Annotated in this window: 12 protein-coding genes; 4 read left to right on the top strand and 8 right to left on the bottom strand. The window is 73.6% G+C overall.

Annotated elements, in window-relative coordinates; genetic code table 11:
- The first annotated feature begins 294 nt into the window (after positions 1 to 294).
- Together OHA81_RS10050 and pulA are read left to right on the top strand one after the other, a co-directional pair.
- Entirely contained in the window at positions 295 to 1,992 is a 1,698-nt protein-coding gene (locus OHA81_RS10050) for a carbohydrate-binding module family 20 domain-containing protein (RefSeq protein ID WP_329194756.1), read from the top strand.
- Positions 1,993 to 2,022: 30 nt separating this feature from the next.
- A complete protein-coding gene (gene pulA, locus OHA81_RS10045; protein ID WP_329194754.1) occupies positions 2,023 to 7,374 on the top strand; it encodes a pullulanase-type alpha-1,6-glucosidase in 5,352 nt (1,783 codons plus the stop codon).
- 54 nt (positions 7,375 to 7,428) lie between these two features.
- On the opposite strand, the gene OHA81_RS10040 is transcribed toward pulA, so the two are convergent.
- The 7 genes from OHA81_RS10040 to OHA81_RS10010 all read right to left on the bottom strand — a co-directional run bounded on the left by OHA81_RS10040 (position 7,429) and on the right by OHA81_RS10010 (position 14,347).
- On the bottom strand, positions 7,429 to 7,956 hold the full coding sequence (locus OHA81_RS10040) for a GNAT family N-acetyltransferase (RefSeq protein WP_329194753.1): 528 nt from the start codon (positions 7,954 to 7,956) through the stop codon (positions 7,429 to 7,431).
- 37 nt (positions 7,957 to 7,993) lie between these two features.
- Positions 7,994 to 8,698 carry a TetR/AcrR family transcriptional regulator gene (locus tag OHA81_RS10035; protein WP_329194752.1) on the bottom strand — a complete coding sequence of 235 codons (705 nt, stop codon included), beginning with the start codon at positions 8,696 to 8,698 and terminating at the stop codon, positions 7,994 to 7,996.
- A gap of 52 nt (positions 8,699 to 8,750) precedes the next feature.
- Positions 8,751 to 9,794 carry a PDR/VanB family oxidoreductase gene (locus OHA81_RS10030; RefSeq protein WP_329194751.1) on the bottom strand — a complete coding sequence of 348 codons (1,044 nt, stop codon included), beginning with the start codon at positions 9,792 to 9,794 and terminating at the stop codon, positions 8,751 to 8,753.
- A complete protein-coding gene (locus tag OHA81_RS10025) occupies positions 9,791 to 10,741 on the bottom strand; it encodes a metal-dependent hydrolase (protein WP_329194750.1) in 951 nt (316 codons plus the stop codon). The genes OHA81_RS10030 and OHA81_RS10025 overlap by 4 nt, the downstream gene beginning before the upstream one ends.
- A gap of 78 nt (positions 10,742 to 10,819) precedes the next feature.
- Positions 10,820 to 12,751 (bottom strand): hypothetical protein, encoded by a 1,932-nt coding sequence (locus tag OHA81_RS10020; protein WP_329194748.1) that lies wholly within the window; start codon positions 12,749 to 12,751, stop codon positions 10,820 to 10,822.
- A gap of 146 nt (positions 12,752 to 12,897) precedes the next feature.
- Positions 12,898 to 13,698, bottom strand: coding sequence for a tyrosine-protein phosphatase (locus OHA81_RS10015; protein WP_329194746.1), 801 nt, complete (start codon positions 13,696 to 13,698; stop codon positions 12,898 to 12,900).
- Between the two features lie 70 nt (positions 13,699 to 13,768).
- Positions 13,769 to 14,347, bottom strand: a complete 579-nt coding sequence (locus OHA81_RS10010; protein WP_329194744.1) for a rhomboid-like protein — start codon at positions 14,345 to 14,347, stop codon at positions 13,769 to 13,771.
- Positions 14,348 to 14,514: 167 nt separating this feature from the next.
- On the opposite strand from OHA81_RS10010, the gene OHA81_RS10005 reads away from it, so the two are divergent.
- The gene (locus OHA81_RS10005) at positions 14,515 to 15,288 is read left to right on the top strand and encodes a hypothetical protein (RefSeq protein WP_329194742.1); all 774 of its coding nucleotides are present in this window, start codon (positions 14,515 to 14,517) and stop codon (positions 15,286 to 15,288) included.
- A gap of 63 nt (positions 15,289 to 15,351) precedes the next feature.
- Positions 15,352 to 16,839, top strand: a complete 1,488-nt coding sequence (locus OHA81_RS10000) for a PepSY-associated TM helix domain-containing protein (RefSeq protein WP_329194740.1) — start codon at positions 15,352 to 15,354, stop codon at positions 16,837 to 16,839.
- A gap of 72 nt (positions 16,840 to 16,911) precedes the next feature.
- Here the strand turns inward: OHA81_RS10000 and OHA81_RS09995 are convergent, their stop codons facing one another.
- Positions 16,912 to 17,508 carry a winged helix-turn-helix domain-containing protein gene (locus OHA81_RS09995; protein ID WP_329194739.1) on the bottom strand — a complete coding sequence of 199 codons (597 nt, stop codon included), beginning with the start codon at positions 17,506 to 17,508 and terminating at the stop codon, positions 16,912 to 16,914.
- Positions 17,509 to 17,622: the final 114 nt, after the last annotated feature.

Below are 17,622 nucleotides of genomic sequence, written 5' to 3'. Positions count from 1 at the left end.
TATGGGCAGGGTTTTCCCTCGGATTTCTGCCCGCTATTCGGGGCGCCGGTGGCCGCCTCGCGGCCCCGGGTGCCTCCGGTCGGACGGGGGCGGTGCCCTGCCCGGCATGGCGCGGCGGGGGTGCGGACCCCGCCCCCCGGGCGCAAGTCGGGACACATCGCGGAAACATTTCTGCAATCTCTTGCGCAAGGTCTTGCAGGTGGATGGTCTGGGACCTACGGTCGCTGCAATCCCCGCCTGTTCGACGTCCGTTCCCCCGTCTGTACTGCGCCTCTCCGCCAGGAGGAAACCCCCATGCCGACGATTCCGCGTGCCCCCAGAGCCCTGCTCGCCGCCACCGTGCTCGCCGCCGCCTGCGTCAGCGCGCAGGCCGTCCCCGCCGTCGCCGCCCCGCCCGGGGCGAAGGACGTGACCGCCGTGATGTTCGAGTGGCGGTTCGATTCCGTGGCCAAGGCCTGTCGGGACAGCCTGGGGCCCGCCGGGTACGGGTACGTGCAGGTCTCGCCGCCGCAGGAGCACGTGCAGGGCGCGCAGTGGTGGACCTCGTACCAGCCCGTCAGCTACAAGATCGCCGGGCGGCTCGGGGACCGGACCGCATTCAAAGGCATGGTGGACGCCTGTCACGCCGCCGGGGTGAAGGTCGTCGCGGACTCCGTCATCAACCACATGGCGGCCGGTGACGGGACCGGGACGGGGGGCTCTTCGTACACGAAGTACGACTACCCGGGCCTGTACTCCGGCTCCGACATGGACGACTGCCGGGCGACCATCTCGAACTACACCGACCGCGCCAACGTGCAGAACTGCGAGCTCGTACAGCTGGCGGACCTGGACACCGGTGAGGACCACGTGCGGGGGCAGATCGCCGGGTACCTCAACGACCTGCTCTCCCTCGGCGTCGACGGCTTCCGGATCGACGCGGCCAAGCACATGCCCGCCGGCGACCTCGCCGCGATCAAGTCCCGCCTGACCAACCCGAACGCCTATTGGAAGCTGGAGGCGATCTACGGGGCGGGGGAGGCCGTCCAGCCCGGCGAGTACCTCGGCACCGGCGACGTCCAGGAGTTCCGCTACGGCCGTGACCTCAAGCGGGTCTTCGAGAACGAGAACCTGGCGTACCTCAAGAACTTCGGCGAGGCATGGGGGTACCTGCCCGGCGGACAGGCGGCCGTCTTCGTCGACAACCACGACACCGAGCGCGGCGGCGACACCCTCAACTACAAGTACGGCGCCGACTACACCCTCGCCAACGTCTTCATGCTGGCCTGGCCCTACGGCTCGCCCGACGTGCACTCCGGCTACGAGTGGACCGACAAGGACGCCGGTCCGCCCAGCGGCGGCACCGTGAACGCCTGTTACGCCGACGGCTGGAAGTGCCAGCACGCCTGGCGCGAGATCTCCTCCATGGTCGCCTTCCGCAACGCGGCGCGCGGCCAGGCCGTCACCGACTGGTGGGACAACGGCGGGGACCAGATCGCCTTCGGGCGCGGGGCGAAGGCGTACGTCGCCATCAACCACGAGGCCTCGGCCCTGACCCGGACCTTCCAGACCTCGCTCCCGGCCGGCGCCTACTGCGACGTGCAGAGCGGGCGGACGGTCACCGTCGGCACGTCGGGGCAGTTCACGGCCACCCTCGGCGCGAACACGGCCGTGGCCCTCCACGTCGGCGCCCGTACCTGCACGGCGCCGGCGCCGGTCGCGGCCGGCACCTCGTTCGCCGTGAACGCCACCACCGTGCCCGGCCAGAGCATCTACGTCACCGGCGACCAGAGCGCCCTCGGCAACTGGAACACCGGCAGCGCCCCGGTGCTCGATCCGGCCGCCTACCCCGTCTGGAAGCTCGACGTCACCCTCCCCGCCGGGACCGCCTTCGCGTACAAGTACCTCCGCAAGGACGCGGCCGGGAACGTCACCTGGGAGAGCGGTCCCAACCGCACCGCCACCGTGCCCGCCGACGGCAAGGTCACGCTGACCGACGCCTGGCGCGGCTGACCTTCCCCGTCCCCTCCAAGGAGATCCGCAGTGATACGCCCCGTCGTCGCAGGAGTGCTCGCGGCCGCCCTGGCCGTGACGTTCCTGCCCGCCCTCCCGGCGGCGGCCGCCGCAAAGGCGCCACCGCCCCCGCCCTCGGACGCGAAACTCGCGGCCGAGCCCGCCCGCCACGACCTGACCCGGGAGCAGTTCTACTTCGTGCTGCCCGACCGGTTCGCGAACGGCGACCCGCGCAACGACCGGGGCGGGCTGACCGGCTCCCGGCTGCAGACCGGCCTGGACCCGACGGACAAGGGCTTCTACCAGGGCGGTGACCTCAAGGGGCTGACGGACCGGCTGGACTACATCAAGGGGCTCGGCACCACCGCCATATGGATGGCGCCGATCTTCAAGAACCAGCCGGTCCAGGGCACGGGCAACGACGCGTCCGCCGGGTACCACGGCTACTGGATCACCGACTTCACGCAGGTCGACCCGCACTTCGGCACCAACGCCGACCTCGGGCGCCTGATCGACAAGGCGCACAAGAAGGGGATGAAGGTCTTCTTCGACGTCATCACCAACCACACCGCCGACGTCGTGGACTACCGGGAGGGCTCCCACGACTACCTCTCGAAGGGCGCCTTCCCCTACCTCACCAAGGACGGGGTGCCCTTCGACGACCGGGACTACGCTGACGGGAAGCAGAAGTTCCCCGCGACCGGCCCCGGCACCTTCGCGCGCACCCCCTTCGTCCCCGAGGCGAAGAAGAACCTCAAGTCGCCGGCCTGGCTCAACGATCCGTCGATGTACCACAACCGGGGCGACTCGACCTTCGCGGGCGAGTCCGCCGAGCAGGGCGACTTCTCCGGCCTGGACGACCTGTGGACCGAGCGTCCCGAGGTCGTCACCGGCATGGAGAAGATCTACGAGAAGTGGGTCGCGGACTTCGGTGTGGACGGCTTCCGCATCGACACCGTCAAGCACGTCGACACCGAGTTCTGGACCCAGTGGGCGACCGCGCTCGACGCGTACGCCGCCCGGCACGGCCGGAAGAACTTCTTCATGTTCGGCGAGGTGTACTCCGCCGACACCGCCGTCACCTCCCCGTACGTGACCCGCGGCCGCCTCGACGCCACCCTCGACTTCCCGCTCCAGGACGCCATCCGCGCGTACGCCTCCCAGGGCGCGGCGGCCGGGCGGCTCGCCTCCGTATTCGGTGACGACTACCGGTACACCACCGACAAGGCCAACGCCTACGAGCAGGTGACCTTCCTCGGCAACCACGACATGGGCCGTTTCGGGTCCTTCCTCAAGCAGGACCGGCCCGCGGCGGCGGAGCAGGAACTGCTCGCGCGCTACCGCCTCGCCAACGAACTGATGTTCCTCTCCCGCGGCAACCCGGTGGTCTACTCCGGCGACGAGCAGGGCTTCACCGGTTCCGGCGGCGACAAGGACGCCCGCCAGCCGCTGTTCGCGACCCGGATCGCCGACTACCTGGACGACGACCAGCTCGGCACCGCCCGCACCCACGCGAGTGACGCCTACGATCCCCAGCACCCGCTCTACCGGCAGATCAGCGCCCTCTCGAAGCTGACCAAGGACCACCCCGCCCTGCGCGACGGCATCCAGAGCGAGCGGCTCGCCGACGGCTCCGTGTACGCCTTCGCCCGCACGGACCCCCGCAGCCGCACCGAGTACCTGGTGGCCGCCAACAACGGCGACCAGCCCCGTACCGTCACGCTCGACGCCCCGGCCGGCGCCGGGTACCGCACCCTGTACGGCGGCGCCGACGCCCCGCGCGCCGATGCCGCCGGCAAGCTCACCGTCACCGTCCCCGCCCTCGGCTCCGTCGTCCTGCAAGGCGTCACGCCGCTGCCGGCCCCCACCAGCCGGCCCGCCGTCACCCTCAAGGCCCCGGCGGCGGCCACCGGCACCGTCGAGCTCACCGCCGACGTCACCGGCGGCGCCCTCGACCGCGTCGTCTTCGCCGCGCAGAGCGGCACCGGGCCCTGGCAGGTCCTCGGCTCCGCCGACCACGCCCCGTACAAGGTCACCCAGCACGTCACCGCGGCCCCCGGCACCCCGCTGCGCTACAAGGCCGTCGTCATCGACGCCTCCGGCCGCACCGCGAGCGCGACGGCCGCCTCCACCGCCGGACAGGCCCCGCCCGTGGACGTCCCCACCGCCACCCAGCGTGACTACGCCGTCGTGCACTACCACCGCCCCGACGGCGATTACACGAACTGGCGGCTGTACGCCTGGGGCGACCTCGCGGACGGGGAAGCGACGCCCTGGCCCGCCGGACACGACTTCACCGGACGCGACGCGTACGGCGCCTTCGCCCACGTCCGGCTGAGGCCCGGCGCCTCCTCCCTCGGCTACCTCGTCATCGACAAGGACGGCACCAAGGACGTCACCGCCGACCGCACCCTCGACGTGACCAGGACCGGCGAGATCTGGCTGGAGCAGGGCCAGGAGGCCGTCCGCACCGAACGCCCCGCCTACCCGCCGCAGGACACGACCAAAGCCGTCCTGCACTACCAGCGCCCCGACGGCGCCTACGACGGCTGGGGTCTGCACGTCTGGACCGGCGCCGCCACCCCCACCGACTGGGGCAAGCCGCTCCCGCCCGTCCGCACCGACTCCTTCGGGGCCGTCTACGAGGTCCCCCTCGCCGCCGGCGCCACCAGCCTGAGCTACATCCTCCACAAGGGCGACGAGAAGGACCTCCCCACCGACCAGTCCCTGGACCTGAGGTCCACCGGGCACGAGGTGTGGATGCTGGGCGGCCGCGAGAAGTACCTCCTGCCGCAGCCCGCCGGATCGGCCGCCGCCCTGGACCTCACCAAGGCCGGGGCCGTCTGGATCGACCGCGACACCGTCGCCTGGAACGCGCCCGCGGCAGCCGCCTCCGTACAGCTCCTCGCCTCCCGCGAAGGCGCCGTCACCGCGGCCGACGGCATCCTCCACGAGGCCGGCGCGCAGTGGCTGCGACTGAACCGCTCCGAGCTCAGTGCCGCCCAGAAGCAGAAGTTCCCGCACCTCGCCTCCTACGCCGCCTACACGATCGACCCCCGCGACCGCGACCGCGTCCGGGGCGCCCTGCGCGGCCAGCTCGTCGCGAGCGCCCGCGCGGCGAACGGAGCCGTCCTGGCCGCGACCGGAGTGCAGCTCGCCGGGGTCCTGGACGACCTGTACGCCACCACCACCCCCCTCGGCCCCGTCTTCAAGGACGGCCGCCCCACCCTGTCGGTGTGGGCGCCCACCGCCCAGCAGGTCTCCCTCGAACTCGACGGCCGGACCGTCGCGATGCACCGCGACGACACCACCGGGGTCTGGTCGGTGCGCGGCGAGCGGAGCTGGACCGGCAAGCGCTACCGGTACGCCGTCACCGTCTGGGCCCCGACCGTCCGCCAGGTGGTCCGCAACCTCGTCACCGACCCGTACTCCACCGCGCTGACCACGGACTCCGCTTACAGCCTGGCCGTCGACCTCGCCGACCCCGAGCTGTCGCCGCCCGGCTGGCGCGAGCTGCGCAAGCCCGCGCCCGTACCCTCCACCTCCGCGCAGATCCAGGAACTCCACATCCGGGACTTCTCGATCGCGGACCGCACCTCGGCCCACCCCGGCCAGTACCTGGCCTTCACCGACACCGCCTCGGCCGGCATGCGGCACCTGCGCGAGCTGGCCGCCGCGGGCACCTCTTACGTGCACCTCCTGCCGGCCTTCGACATCGCCACCATCCCCGAGAAGCCCTCCGACCGCACCGAACCGGCCTGCGACCTCAAGGTGTACGCCCCCGACTCGGAGCAGCAGCAGGCCTGCGTCGCGGCCGCGGCCGCCAAGGACGCCTACAACTGGGGCTACGACCCGCTGCACTACACCGTGCCCGAGGGCTCGTACGCCAGCGACCCCGACGGCACCGCCCGCACCGTGGAGTTCCGCCGCATGGTGCAGTCGCTGAACGGGGCCGGGCTGCGCACCGTCATGGACGTGGTCTACAACCACACGGCGGCGTCGGGCCAGTCCGACGGGTCGGTCCTGGACCGCATCGTCCCCGGCTACTACCAGCGGCTGCTCGCCGACGGCAGCGTCGCCACCTCCAGCTGCTGCTCCAACACGGCGCCCGAGAACGCCATGATGGGCCGTCTCGTGGTGGACTCCGTCGTCACCTGGGCCAAGCAGTACAAGGTCGACGGCTTCCGCTTCGACCTGATGGGCCACCATCCGAAGGCCAACATCCTCGCCGTGCGCGCCGCCCTCGACGCCCTGACCGTCGAGAAGGACGGCGTCGACGGCAAGAAGATCATCCTTTACGGGGAGGGGTGGAACTTCGGCGAAGTCGCCGACGACGCCCGGTTCGTGCAGGCGACGCAGAAGAACATGGCCGGCACCGGGATCGCCACCTTCTCCGACCGGGCCCGCGACGCGGTCCGCGGCGGCGGCCCCTTCGACGAGGACCCGCGCGTCCAGGGCTTCGCCTCGGGCCTGTTCACCGACCCCAACGCCGCCCCCGCGAACGGGAGCCCCGAGCAGCAGCGCGCACGGCTCCTTCACGACCAGGACCTGATCAAGGTCGGGCTGACCGGTAACCTCGCCTCCTACGCCTTCACCGACACCACCGGCCGCCGGACCACGGGCTCCGAGCTCGACTACAACGGCGCCCCGGCCGGGTACGCGGCCGCCCCCGGCGACGCCCTGGCGTACGCCGACGCCCACGACAACGAAACACTGGCCGACGCGCTGACCTACAAACTGCCCGCCGGGACCCCGGCCGCCGACCGGGCCCGCATGCAGGTCCTGGCCCTGGCCGTCACCACCCTCTCGCAGGGGCCGTCCCTGTCCCAGGCCGGCACCGACCTGCTCCGCTCGAAGTCCCTGGACCGCAACTCCTTCGACAGTGGCGACTGGTTCAACGCCATCCACTGGGACTGCCACGACGGCAACGGCTTCGGCCGGGGCCTGCCGCCCGCCGCCGACAACCAGGCCAAGTGGCCCTATGCGAAACCGCTGCTGACCACCGCGGCCCCCGGCTGCGCCGAGATCGACGGCGCCTCGGCCGCCTACCGCGACCTGCTGCGCATCCGTACGACGGAACCCGCCTTCGCCCTCACCACGGCCCAAGCGGTCCAGTCGGGCGTGGCGTTCCCGCTGTCGGGGACGGCGGAGACACCCGGGGTGATCACGATGAGCGCCGGGGACCTGGTGGTCGTCTTCAACGCCACCCCCACCGCGCAGACCCAGCGCGTGGCAGCGCTCGCGGGCACCGCGTACGCCCTGCACCCGGTGCAGGCGGCCGGCGCCGACAGCACGGTCAAGCAGGCGACGTACGACGCCGCCACGGGCGAGTTCAAGGCCCCGGCCCGCACGGTCGCGGTCTTCACCCGGGGCCGCCACTGACGGCCCTCGGGCCCGGGCCGGCCCGAGGTGGTGGTGCGCCGCCGCACCACCACCTCAGGCCACGTCCAGGCGCCGCTCCATCAGGATCACCCCGTACACCCGGCCGTCCGCGGCCTGTTTGGACGGGAACTCGCCGACGACCCGGTAGCCCGCGTCCCGGTAGTAGCCGAGCAGCCGCGGGTTGGTTGAGACGCAGTCCAGCCGGGAGCGCTCCCGCCCGGTCCGGGCGATCCGCCACTCGGCGTGTTCGAGTATGCGGCGGCCGGCGCCCGGGGGCGCGGCCTCGCGCTCCACCATCAGCCGGTGGACGTAGCCGGCCACGGGCGGCTGCACGCCCCACGCCTCCTCGTCGGACCACCACAGCTCGTACGCGCCGACCACCCGGCCGTCGGCGTCCTCGGCCAGCCACACCTCACCGTCGCGCATCCGCGCGCGGAAGTGCGCCACGTCCTTCTCGCCGGGCTTCCACTGGTCGATCCCGTTCTTGCGCATCCACCGGGCGGCCTGGTCGTACAGCTTCACCAGCGTGCCGGCGTCCTTCTCCCCGGCCTGCCGGAACAACATCCCGTCGTCAATGATCACGCGGGCATTATCACGCGGCGCCCGCGCCACGTCATGATCACCGGGTGCCCGGTACCAGCGCCGCCAGCCGCCCCACGAGCACCCCGAACGGTCCGTCGGCCGGTTCCGAGGAGAGGATGCGCACCAGGATCTGGGCCATCTCCTCGTCGTAGGCGGCGCTCACGGCGGCCAACGCGGCGAAGTCGTGCACCAGTTGCAGTTCCAGCTCGGAGCGCGGGATGCGCCGCCCGTCCAGCCAGATCAGCGCCGTGGACTCGGCCAGGGACACCCACGACCGCACGACGAGCTCCAGCCGCGCCGGCGGGGACTCGGGCGAGACGCCCAGGTGCTTGAGGATCTCCTCGTACGCGGCCTGGCGGACCTCGTCGATCATCGCGTTGGCGCGGCTGCTGCCGACCGCCGGACCGCCCCGCATCAGCGCCGAGAACCCGGGCCCGTGGTCCTCGACGAACGCGAAGAACCGCCCCATCACGCGCAGCAGCCGCCCACCGAGCGGCCCCTCCTGCGGCTCCACGAACCGCAGCGCCAGCTCGTCGGCCGCCCGGCGCAGCGCCGCCTCGTACAGGCTCAGCTTGCCGGGAAAGTAGTGGTAGACGAGCGGCCGCGATATGCCCGCGGCCGCCGCGATCTCGTCGATCGACACATCGTCGGGAGACCGGTGGCTGAACAGCTCCAGGGCCACCCCGATCAGCTGCTGCCGCCGCTCCTCGACACCCATCCTGCGTCGCACCCCGGTTGTCATGCGGACACCCTACTTCCACTCCGCAGGGCGCCCGGCGGGGGTGTTCGCGCCGCTACAAGTCCAGGACCAGGCGCTGCGATACGGCGCGGGAGACGCACAGGAGCATCGAGTCCTCGCGTTCGGCGTCGGTGAGGAGCTCGTCGCGGTGCTCCACCTCCCCCTCCAGCACCCGGTGTCGGCAGGTCCCGCAGAAGCCCTGCCCGCAGGAGTACGGGGTGGCGGGAAGGGCGCGGCGTACGGCGGCCAGGGCGCTCTCGTCCGCGGCGACCTCGACCGTGAGGCCGGAGCGGTGCAGTGCGATCGTGAAGGCCTTCGCCCCGTCCGTGGTGGCCGCGGGGGCGAAGCGTTCCAGGTGCACCGCCGAGGGGTCCGCGACGGCGGCCAGCACCGCGTCCATCAGCGGCTCCGGGCCGCAGCAGTAGACCGGGACGCCGGTGACCGCGGCGAGCGGGCCCAGGTCCGGCAGGCCCGCCTCGTCCTGCGGGACGAGCGTGACCCGGTCCCCGTACGCGGCGAGTTCCGCGAGGAACGGCATCGAGGCGCGGGAACGGCCGCCGTAGAGCAGCGTCCAGTCGGCCCCCGCCGCGGTGGCCGCCCGCAGCATCGGCAGGATCGGCGTGATGCCGATCCCGCCCGCCACGAACACGTACGCCGGGGCGGCCACGAGCGGGAACCTGTTGCGGGGCGCCCGCACCCGCAGCACGGCGCCTTCCACCAGCCGGTCGTGCGCCTCACCGGAGCCGCCGCGGCCGTCCTCGACGAGCCGGATCGCGATCGTGTAGCGGCCGGCGTCCGCGGGGTCGCCGCACAGGCTGTACTGGCGCACCAGCCCCGAGGGCAGTACGACGTCCACGTGCGCCCCCGGGGTCCAGGCGGGCAGCTCGGGTGACTCCAGGGTCAGTTGGACGACGCCCTCGGCGGGCTCGCTCCGCGCGGTGACCGTGGCCCGCAGCAGCCTGCGCGGGGAGTGGCCCGACACCGGGTCCTCCAGGGCCGGCAGCGGCCACAGGGGGGAGCTCCGGATCCGGCGGCGAAGTGCGCGCCGGGTGAGGAGCGCCGCGCCCGCGGCGGCCGTGAGCGTCAGGGCGCGCCTCATGCCGGTACCCCCTGGTTCGCGCCGGTCGTGCCGGTTGCGCGGGTCCCGCCGTTCGCGCCGGGCGACCCGGCGAGGTAGGCCACGGCCTGGGCCGTCGAACCCTCCTGCGAGGGGTGGTAGGTGCGCGAGAGGTAGGTCGGGATGGACTTGAGCATCGAGCCGGTCGAAGGGAGCACGCCCTGCCGACCGGCCCGGAACAGCTGGCCCAGCGAGGCCTTGGCGGCCGGGAGTTCGGGATCGTTGTCCATGAAGAAGCGGGCGCCGCGCTGCCAGAGGAACGTCAGGGCCGCGAAGGCCGTCGCCCAGGTCCGCACCCGGCGCCGGTAGCCGCCGTCGACGTGCATGAACAGGTCGAAGGCCACCGAGCGGTGCTCCACCTCCTCCGCCCCGTGCCAGCGCAGCAGGTCCAGCATCATCGGATCGGCGCCCCGGCGGTCGAGTTCGTCGGCGTTCAGGACCCAGTTGCCGAGGAAGGCCGTGTAGTGCTCGACCGCCGCGATGATCGCGACCCGCTCCATCAGCCACCACTTGCGGGCCCTGCCCGGCGGGAGGGTCCGGTCCCCGAGCAGTTTCTCGAAGAACCAGTCGACCTGCGCCGTGTACGGGGTCGGGTCCAGGCCGAGCCGTTTCAGGTGCGGCAGCACGTCGTCGTGCGCGGCGGCGTGCATGGCCTCCTGGCCGATGAAGCCGATGACGTCCGCCCGCAGCCGCTCGTCCGTGATGTACGGGAGCACCTGCTTGTAGACGTGGACGAACCAGCGCTCCCCGGCGGGCAGCAGCAGGTGCAGGACGTTGATGGTGTGCCCGGCGAAGGGGTCGCCGGGCAGCCAGTGCAGCGGGGTGTCCTCCCAGGAGAAGGACACGTTCCGCGGCTGGAGGCCCATGTGGTCGTACAAGCCTATGTTTTCCGACGCCACGGGGGCGGGAGCGTGCGGCGTATTAGACATGTTGTCAATGTACTGAGGGGTAGCGGGGAGCAGAACCCCTGTGCGCCGGGATTTTCCGGTCCCCGTGCGTGTCTGCGGTCAGCGCAGGGCTTCCGCCTTCGTGCCGTCCGTCAGCCTGCCCGAGAGGTCGACCTGGGCGCCCTGCGTCGCCTTCAGCGCGAGCCGGTTGCCGTTCACGCTCCCGCCGACTCCGCCGCCCGACGCCGTGACGGAGCCGAACTGGGCGCTGCCGGCGGCCAGTACGTACCACTGGCCCGCCTTCGACTTCCACAGCACGCCCGCCAGCACCCGGGGCTCCCGGGGGCCGCACGCCGGGGAACCCTCCGCCTTGGCCGCCTGGGCCGCGAGCGGCGCCCCGGGAGCCAGGAACTGGGCCTGCACCCGGTCGGCGGTGCCCTGCCAGGTCTCCGCCCGGCTGCACAGCCAGGTCGCCGTCCCGTCCCCCTCGGGCAGCGGCTGCTTCGCGTACGTCCAGGCGTTGACGCTGCGGACCCCGTGCGAGCGGACCGACGGCAGCAGGCACGCCGTCCGGGACCACTCGCCCAGCTCGGCCGGCTCCGTCACGTCCCGCTCGGCGCCCGGCGCACCCGAGGTCAGCCGGGCCGGGGTCAGTTCACCCAGGTCCGTCACCAGCCGGGTCGCGCCGTCGCCGGTCAGGGCCAGCGCGTTCCAGCTCGTACAGCTGCCCGCCGGGGCGGGGCCGGGTACCGGCGGTGTCATCCCGTCCGGGCCGAGCTTGAGCACCGAGGGGGATTCGCCCGGCTTGAGCAGGTCCCGCAGCGAGGCGCCGACCACCCAGGGGGCGGTCAGGTAGCGGACGTTGCCGTCGACCCGGCTGAGCACCAGCGCGGTCGCGGTGTCCGCCGACGCCCCGTCCGTGCGGGCGAAGTCGAGGGCGGCTCCGGCGGTCCCGCTGCGCGGCTCCGCGTACCGGACCACGCGCAGTCCGTCGTACAGCAGGACCACCACCGCCTGGTCCACGGCCCCCGCGAACAGCAGCTGCGGCGGCCCCATCGGCGGCCCCGACGGGGTGCCCGGGGTGGCCGAGACCACCACCGAGCGGCCGGGACGGGCCCACACCGCGAGCGCCCGGCGCAACAGCGCGGCGTCGCCCGCACGGTCGCCCCGGGCCGGCCATGCGGAGAAGTCCGTTCGGGAGGAGGTGCGCCAGAGCGTCGGCGGGACCCGGACCAGCTGGCCGGGGTCCAGCGCCTGCTCCGCCACGGCGTTCTTCGCGTAGAGCGGGGCGGCGGGCCCGTCCGAGCCCCAGCCGCCGCCCGGCAGCGCCAGCAGTGCCCCGCACACCGCGAGGGCGGCCGCGGCGGCGATCCCGGCCCGCGTGAACCGGCGGCGCCGCAACAGGTCGGTGGGCCGGGCCTGGAGCACGCACGGGTCGAACTCCGGCGAGGCGAAGAGGGCGTCGTGTGCCGGGTCACCGGACTCCGCGACCGCCCCCGTGGGGTTGGCCACCCCGGCGTCCGCCAGCACCCTCAGGACGTCCGGCTCCGCCAGCCCCTCCAGCGCCCGCAGCACGCAGGCCGCGCGCCCGGGGCCGCTGAGGGTGGTCAGCCACTGGTCCAGCGCCAGCTCCTCGGCCCCGCCCGAACGCGGGAACAGCCGCAGCCCCCACACCTGGGGGAGCACCCGGGGCAGCTGCCCGCGCAGCGGGAGCGCCCGGAAGGTGAACGGGACGCCCGCCTCCAGGGCGGAGCGCAACACGCGCAGCCGCACGTACGGGTACCCCGACTCGGCGCCCTCCAGCCCGCCCCGCTGCGCGGGGACCCCGCCGCGCACGGCGGAGGCGTCGCTGCCGCGCCGGCCGCGCGGCAGCCCGCGCTGGGTCAGCGAGTGGGCGGTGAGCACCCGCCGGTTGCGCCCGAGCGAGGGCGGCAGCACCAGGTAGGCGAGCCGCACCAGCCGGGGGTAGTGCTCGACGATGGCGGCCTCGGCCTGCTCCAGGCCGGGCGTCAGGGGAGGCTGGGGGCGGGTGGCGGTATCCGGCGCAGTCACGTTCAGCAGAACGAGCGAATCGTCGGATGGTCACCCGCTTCCGGCACGCCCGTTCGGGCGATTCCGTGCGGCGGCCGGGTGACCGGGTGGCCGGTGGCCCGGCGGCTGCGCGCCCTCGGGCGTGGGGCGGTGGGTCGGTGGGGCGGTCAGGCGATCAGGCGGGCCCGCAGCGCGTCCACGGTCCCGTCGGGAACGCCGAGGCCCTCCCGTACGTACTTCTCCATGGAGCCGTAGCGGGCGGCGACCTCCTCCAGCGCCGTCTCCAGGTACGAGGGGAACACCCCGATCAGCGCCAGCGCGATCTCCGGGTCGCCGCCGGCCGCCGTGAAGCCCTCGATCATCGGCGCGAACGCCCGCTTGACCGCCGGGTTCACCGACAGGTACTCGTCCATCAGGGTGTCGTCGTCCGCGCCGAGCAGCGACAGGATGACCGTCGCGCCCCACCCCGTACGGTCCTTGCCGGCCGTGCAGTGGAACAGCAGCGGCCCCGCCTGCGGATCGGCCGCCTCGGTGAGCAGCAACCGGTAGGCGCTCTGCGCGGAGGCCGAGCTCACGAAGGACCGGTAGACCTCCCCGAAGATGACCTGCGCCTTGCCGCCGCCCAGGTGTTCCTCGGCCACCACGGGGTCCGCCATCAGGTCCTTGAGCTGCGCGGCCGGGGGCATCTTCCCTATCCCGGCGTGCATCTTGTCCGCCAGTACGTCACTGACCAGCAGCCGCGCGCCCGTCGGCAGCCGGTCCGGGTGGTCGCCGCGCTCGGCGTCGCTGCGGAAGTCGATGACGGTACGGATCCCCAGCGCGGCCACCGTCGGATCGGCGTCCAGGTCGAGCCGGTCGAGCGCGCCGGAGCGCAGGACCAGCCCCGGGCGGACGGTGCGGCCGCCCGTGAGCGGGGTACCGCCGAGGTCGCGGAGGTTCGCGACGGTGGTGGACGGGGTGGCGGTCATCGGGTGGCTCCAGTCTCCGGCGGCGGGGAGGAGAAGGCGGGGGAATCGGGACGGGGGTCGGTTGCGCGTGTCATACGGGGCGTCCGAGACCGATTTTCTGATGATTCGTTCCGGAAAGACAATCGACGGCCAACGCGAGGCCGATGCCGAGCCCGAGCGCGACCAGGTGCCCGGCGTCGGTGAAGGTGCGCCCGCGCCTGACCACCGGTCGCGCGGCGAGGGCCAGCAGCCCCACCCGCGCGGCGACCCGTGGCCGCCCGCGCGGCAGTGCCGAGGTGAGGGCGCCGAGCACGGCGCCCAACCCGTAGCTGGTGCCGACGTCCCGGGCGCGCCGGGTCTCCCGGTCCGCCCTGCCCCGCAGCGCCCCGTAAACGAGCAGGGACGCCGCCGCGTGCCCGAACAGGAAGACGGCGGCCGTCCACCAGGCGCCGTACGCGTACTCGGCGTACCCGAGCACCGCGACCAGCAGCAGCGCGTAGGGCAGCGGCATGGGCTCCTCGACGGTGAGGGCACTGCTCAGCAGGGTCTCCCAGCGGCCCGCGTCCAGGTTGTCGACGTTCGTGGAGCAGCGGCGCAGCAGCCGGTCCCGCCTGTCGGTGCCCATCCGCTCCAGCGCGAGGGCGCCGAGCTGCACCCCCGCGGTGTACACGACGCCGAGCGGCACGGGCCACGCGGACGGCGGTTGCGGCGACGGCGACGGCAACGGAAACGGCAACGGCGAAGGTGACCTCGACCACGGCGGCTGTTCCACCTGTCCATGATCGGATACGACCTCCTCGCGGAGGGCGGCGGGGTCCATGGGAGCATGATCCGGACATGTCTGACTCCCGTGCGCCGGTGCGCGCCCTGCGGGCCGCGATGTTCGCGGCGGTGTGCGTCGCTCTGGCCGCCCTGGGGCATTCGTACATGTCCGGGAGGGATGTTCCCGCCACGGGGCTCCTGGGGTCCTTCGGCGCGATCGGCGTCCTCGCCCGGCTCGCCGCCGGGCGGCGGCGGGGCCCGTTCGCGATCACCGCCGCACTGCTCGGCGCGCAGGGCGCGCTGCACCTGGCCTTCACCGCGAGCCAGGCGGGCGGCCCGGACTCCACCCCGGCCGCGATGCCCGCGCACCGCCACGCGGCGGGCATGGACCACATGCCCGGCATGGACCACATGTCCGGCGTGCACCACATGCCGGGCATGGACATGAGCGCCATGGGCGCCGACGCCACCGGCCTGACCGGGATGCCCGGCCTGACGGCGATGCCCGGCATGGACGGGCACGGCCACGGCGGCCTCGGCATGATCGCCGCCCACGTCCTGGCAGGGGTGTTCTGCGCGGCCTGGCTGGCCTGGGGCGAGGCGGCCGTCTTCCGGCTCGCCGCAGCCCTCGGAGCCACCGCGCTCGTGGCGGCCCGGCCGCTGGCCCGCGCGCTCGTACTGCTGCGGACCCGGGTGGTGCCCGTACCGGCGCCGCCCGCCCACCGGGCCCCGTACGAACGGCCGCGCCGACTGCGAGGTGCCGTACCCGCCCACACCGTGGTCCGGCGCGGGCCCCCCGTCCGGCAGGACACCCGAGCCACGGCCCCCGGCCTGCCCGCCACCGCCTGAACGAAGCGCGCGGCGGGGCCAGGGGCCGGTCACCCATGTCTTCGCCGACTTCCAAGGACACCCATGTCTCTTGACGCGCTCCACGCCGACCCCTCGCGGGCGGCCGAAGCACCTTCCGACCCGCCCGCCGGCGCACCGGCGGCCCGCACCCCGGGAGCCTGGGCCGCGCTGCGGCCGTTGCTGCTGCGGATGCACTTCTACGCCGGACTGCTCATAGCCCCGCTGCTGTTCGTCGCGGCCGCGACCGGGCTGCTGTACGCAGGCTCCTGGCAGGCTGAGAAGATCCTCTACTCCGACGAGCTGACCGTCGCCCGCGTCGGCGACCACACCCTGCCGCTGGGCGACCAGGTCGAGGCGGCCAAGTCAGCCGCGCCGCAGGGCGAGGTCGTGGCCGTGTGGCCCGCGCCCGACGCCGGGTCGACCACCCGGGTGATCATGGAGAAGCCGGGCCTCGCGGAGGGCGAGAACCTGACCGTCTTCGTCGACCCCTACACGGCGGACGTACGCGGCAAGCTCACCACCGCCGGCGACGCGCTGCCGCTGCGCGCCTGGCTGAGCGGGCTCCACGCCGACCTGCGGCTCGGCGCGTTCGGCCGCAACTACAGCGAACTGGCCGCCAGCTGGCTGTGGGTGGTCGCGCTGGGCGGGCTCGCCCTGTGGGCCGGCCGCCGCCGCAGCCGCAGGGCCCTTCTCGTCCTGCCCGACCGCGCCGCGACCGGCCGCCGCCGGACCCTGTCCTGGCACGGGGCGGTCGGCCTGTGGGCCGCCGCTGGACTCGTCGCCCTCTCCGCCACCGGCCTGACCTGGTCGAAGTACGCCGGTGAGAACATCGGGCAGCTCCAGGACGGCCTCGGCGGCGCCACCCCGACCGTATCCGCCGCCCTGCCCGGCGGCGCCGGCGCGAACGGCGGGGACGAGCACGCGGGCCACCTCCTCCCGACCCCGTCCGGGGGGACCCCCATGACCGAGGGCATGGAGATGCCCCCGCCGCCGCCCACGGTGGACGTCGGCATCGACCGGGTCGTGGCCTCGGCCCGGGCCGCCGGCGTCACCGAGTCGCTGCGCGTGACGCTGCCCGTCAAGGGCAAGGGCTACGTCGTCAAGGAGGCGGACAAGCAGGTGCCCGTGCACCTTGACTCCGTCGCCGTCGACCCGGCCGACGGCCGGGTCATCGACGAACTGCGCTTCGCCGACTACCCGTTGCTCGCCCAGCTGACCCGCTTCGGCATCGACCTGCACATGGGCCTGACCTTCGGGGCCGTCAACCAGCTGGCGCTGGCGGCGCTGGCCGTGGCGCTGATGTTCCTCGTGTTCTGGGGCTACCGGATGTGGTGGCTGCGCCGGCCCACCAGGCAACGCGCGTTCTCCGTGGGCCGCGCCCACCCGCGCGGGGCGTGGCGCAAGCTGCCCGTGACGCTGCTGCTGCCGCTCGCCGCGGTGACGGCGGTGGTGGGCTGGTTCGTGCCGATGCTGGGCCTGAGCCTGTGCGGGTTCCTGGCGGTCGACGTCCTGCTCGGCTTCGTCGCCCGCCGTCGGGCGGCGGCCCGGTAGTCCGCGGGGCGGGCCCGGACGCGCCTCCTCGCGCGCACGGGCCCGCCCCTGCCGGCCGGCCGGCCCGCCGGTTCAGGGGGAGTACTTGTAGCCCACCCGGCGGACCGTCTGGATCGCGTCGCGGTGGGCGGTGCCCAGCTTGCGGCGCAGGCGGGCGATGTGGACGTCGACCGTCCGGCCGTCGCCGACGTGGCCGTAGCCCCACACCGTGGTGACCAACTGGTCCCGGCTGTGCACCCGGTGCGGGTGCGCCACCAGGTGGGCCAGCAGCTCGAACTCCAGGTACGTGAGGTCCAGTACCCGGCCGTCGACCTCGGCGGTGCGCTGCGCCGAGTCGATCCGTACGAGGGCGTCGCCGGTGACGTCCCCCGTCGCGGGGGCGGTCTTCCCCGGAGCGGGAACGGAATGCGGTGCGAAGGCGACGGGCGGCTGCTGGTCGGCCGGTACGAGGACCAGGTAGCCGACCATCGGCGGGTGTCCGGGCAGCGCCGGCAGCGTGTGCTGGGGCGCGGGCAGCCAGGTGGCGCCGGGCGGGAGCAGGTCCGCCACCCGGGCCACCTCGTCCCGGTCCACGGCGCGCAGCCGGTGGCGCGGACTGGGCGGACGGGTCAGGGAGGCGGCGGAGGTCGCAGCGGAGGCGGCAGAAGTGACGGAGCGGGTGTTCGCCATGAGTGGTCAGCTCTTTCACGCGGAGTGGTCGGCAGGAGACGTACGTACGTGGTCGTCCGTCGTCGTTGTCGTACCGCGCAGACCGAAGGCCTCGGGGAGGTCCGGTGGTGGGGT

The organism is Streptomyces sp. NBC_00667 (assembly GCF_036226825.1).
Lineage (GTDB): Bacteria > Actinomycetota > Actinomycetes > Streptomycetales > Streptomycetaceae > Streptomyces.
This window is presented reverse-complemented; position numbering and strand designations above follow the sequence as displayed.

Coding starts and splice junctions, on each gene's coding strand:
- OHA81_RS10050 (WP_329194756.1), top strand. CDS start 295: ATGCCGACGATTCCGCGTGCCCCCAGAGCCCTGCTCGCCGCCACCGTG.
- OHA81_RS10035 (WP_329194752.1), bottom strand. CDS start 8,698: ATGACAACCGGGGTGCGACGCAGGATGGGTGTCGAGGAGCGGCGGCAG.
- OHA81_RS10030 (WP_329194751.1), bottom strand. CDS start 9,794: ATGAGGCGCGCCCTGACGCTCACGGCCGCCGCGGGCGCGGCGCTCCTC.
- OHA81_RS10025 (WP_329194750.1), bottom strand. CDS start 10,741: ATGTCTAATACGCCGCACGCTCCCGCCCCCGTGGCGTCGGAAAACATA.
- OHA81_RS10015 (WP_329194746.1), bottom strand. CDS start 13,698: ATGACCGCCACCCCGTCCACCACCGTCGCGAACCTCCGCGACCTCGGC.
- OHA81_RS10005 (WP_329194742.1), top strand. CDS start 14,515: ATGTCTGACTCCCGTGCGCCGGTGCGCGCCCTGCGGGCCGCGATGTTC.
- OHA81_RS10000 (WP_329194740.1), top strand. CDS start 15,352: ATGTCTCTTGACGCGCTCCACGCCGACCCCTCGCGGGCGGCCGAAGCA.
- OHA81_RS09995 (WP_329194739.1), bottom strand. CDS start 17,508: ATGGCGAACACCCGCTCCGTCACTTCTGCCGCCTCCGCTGCGACCTCC.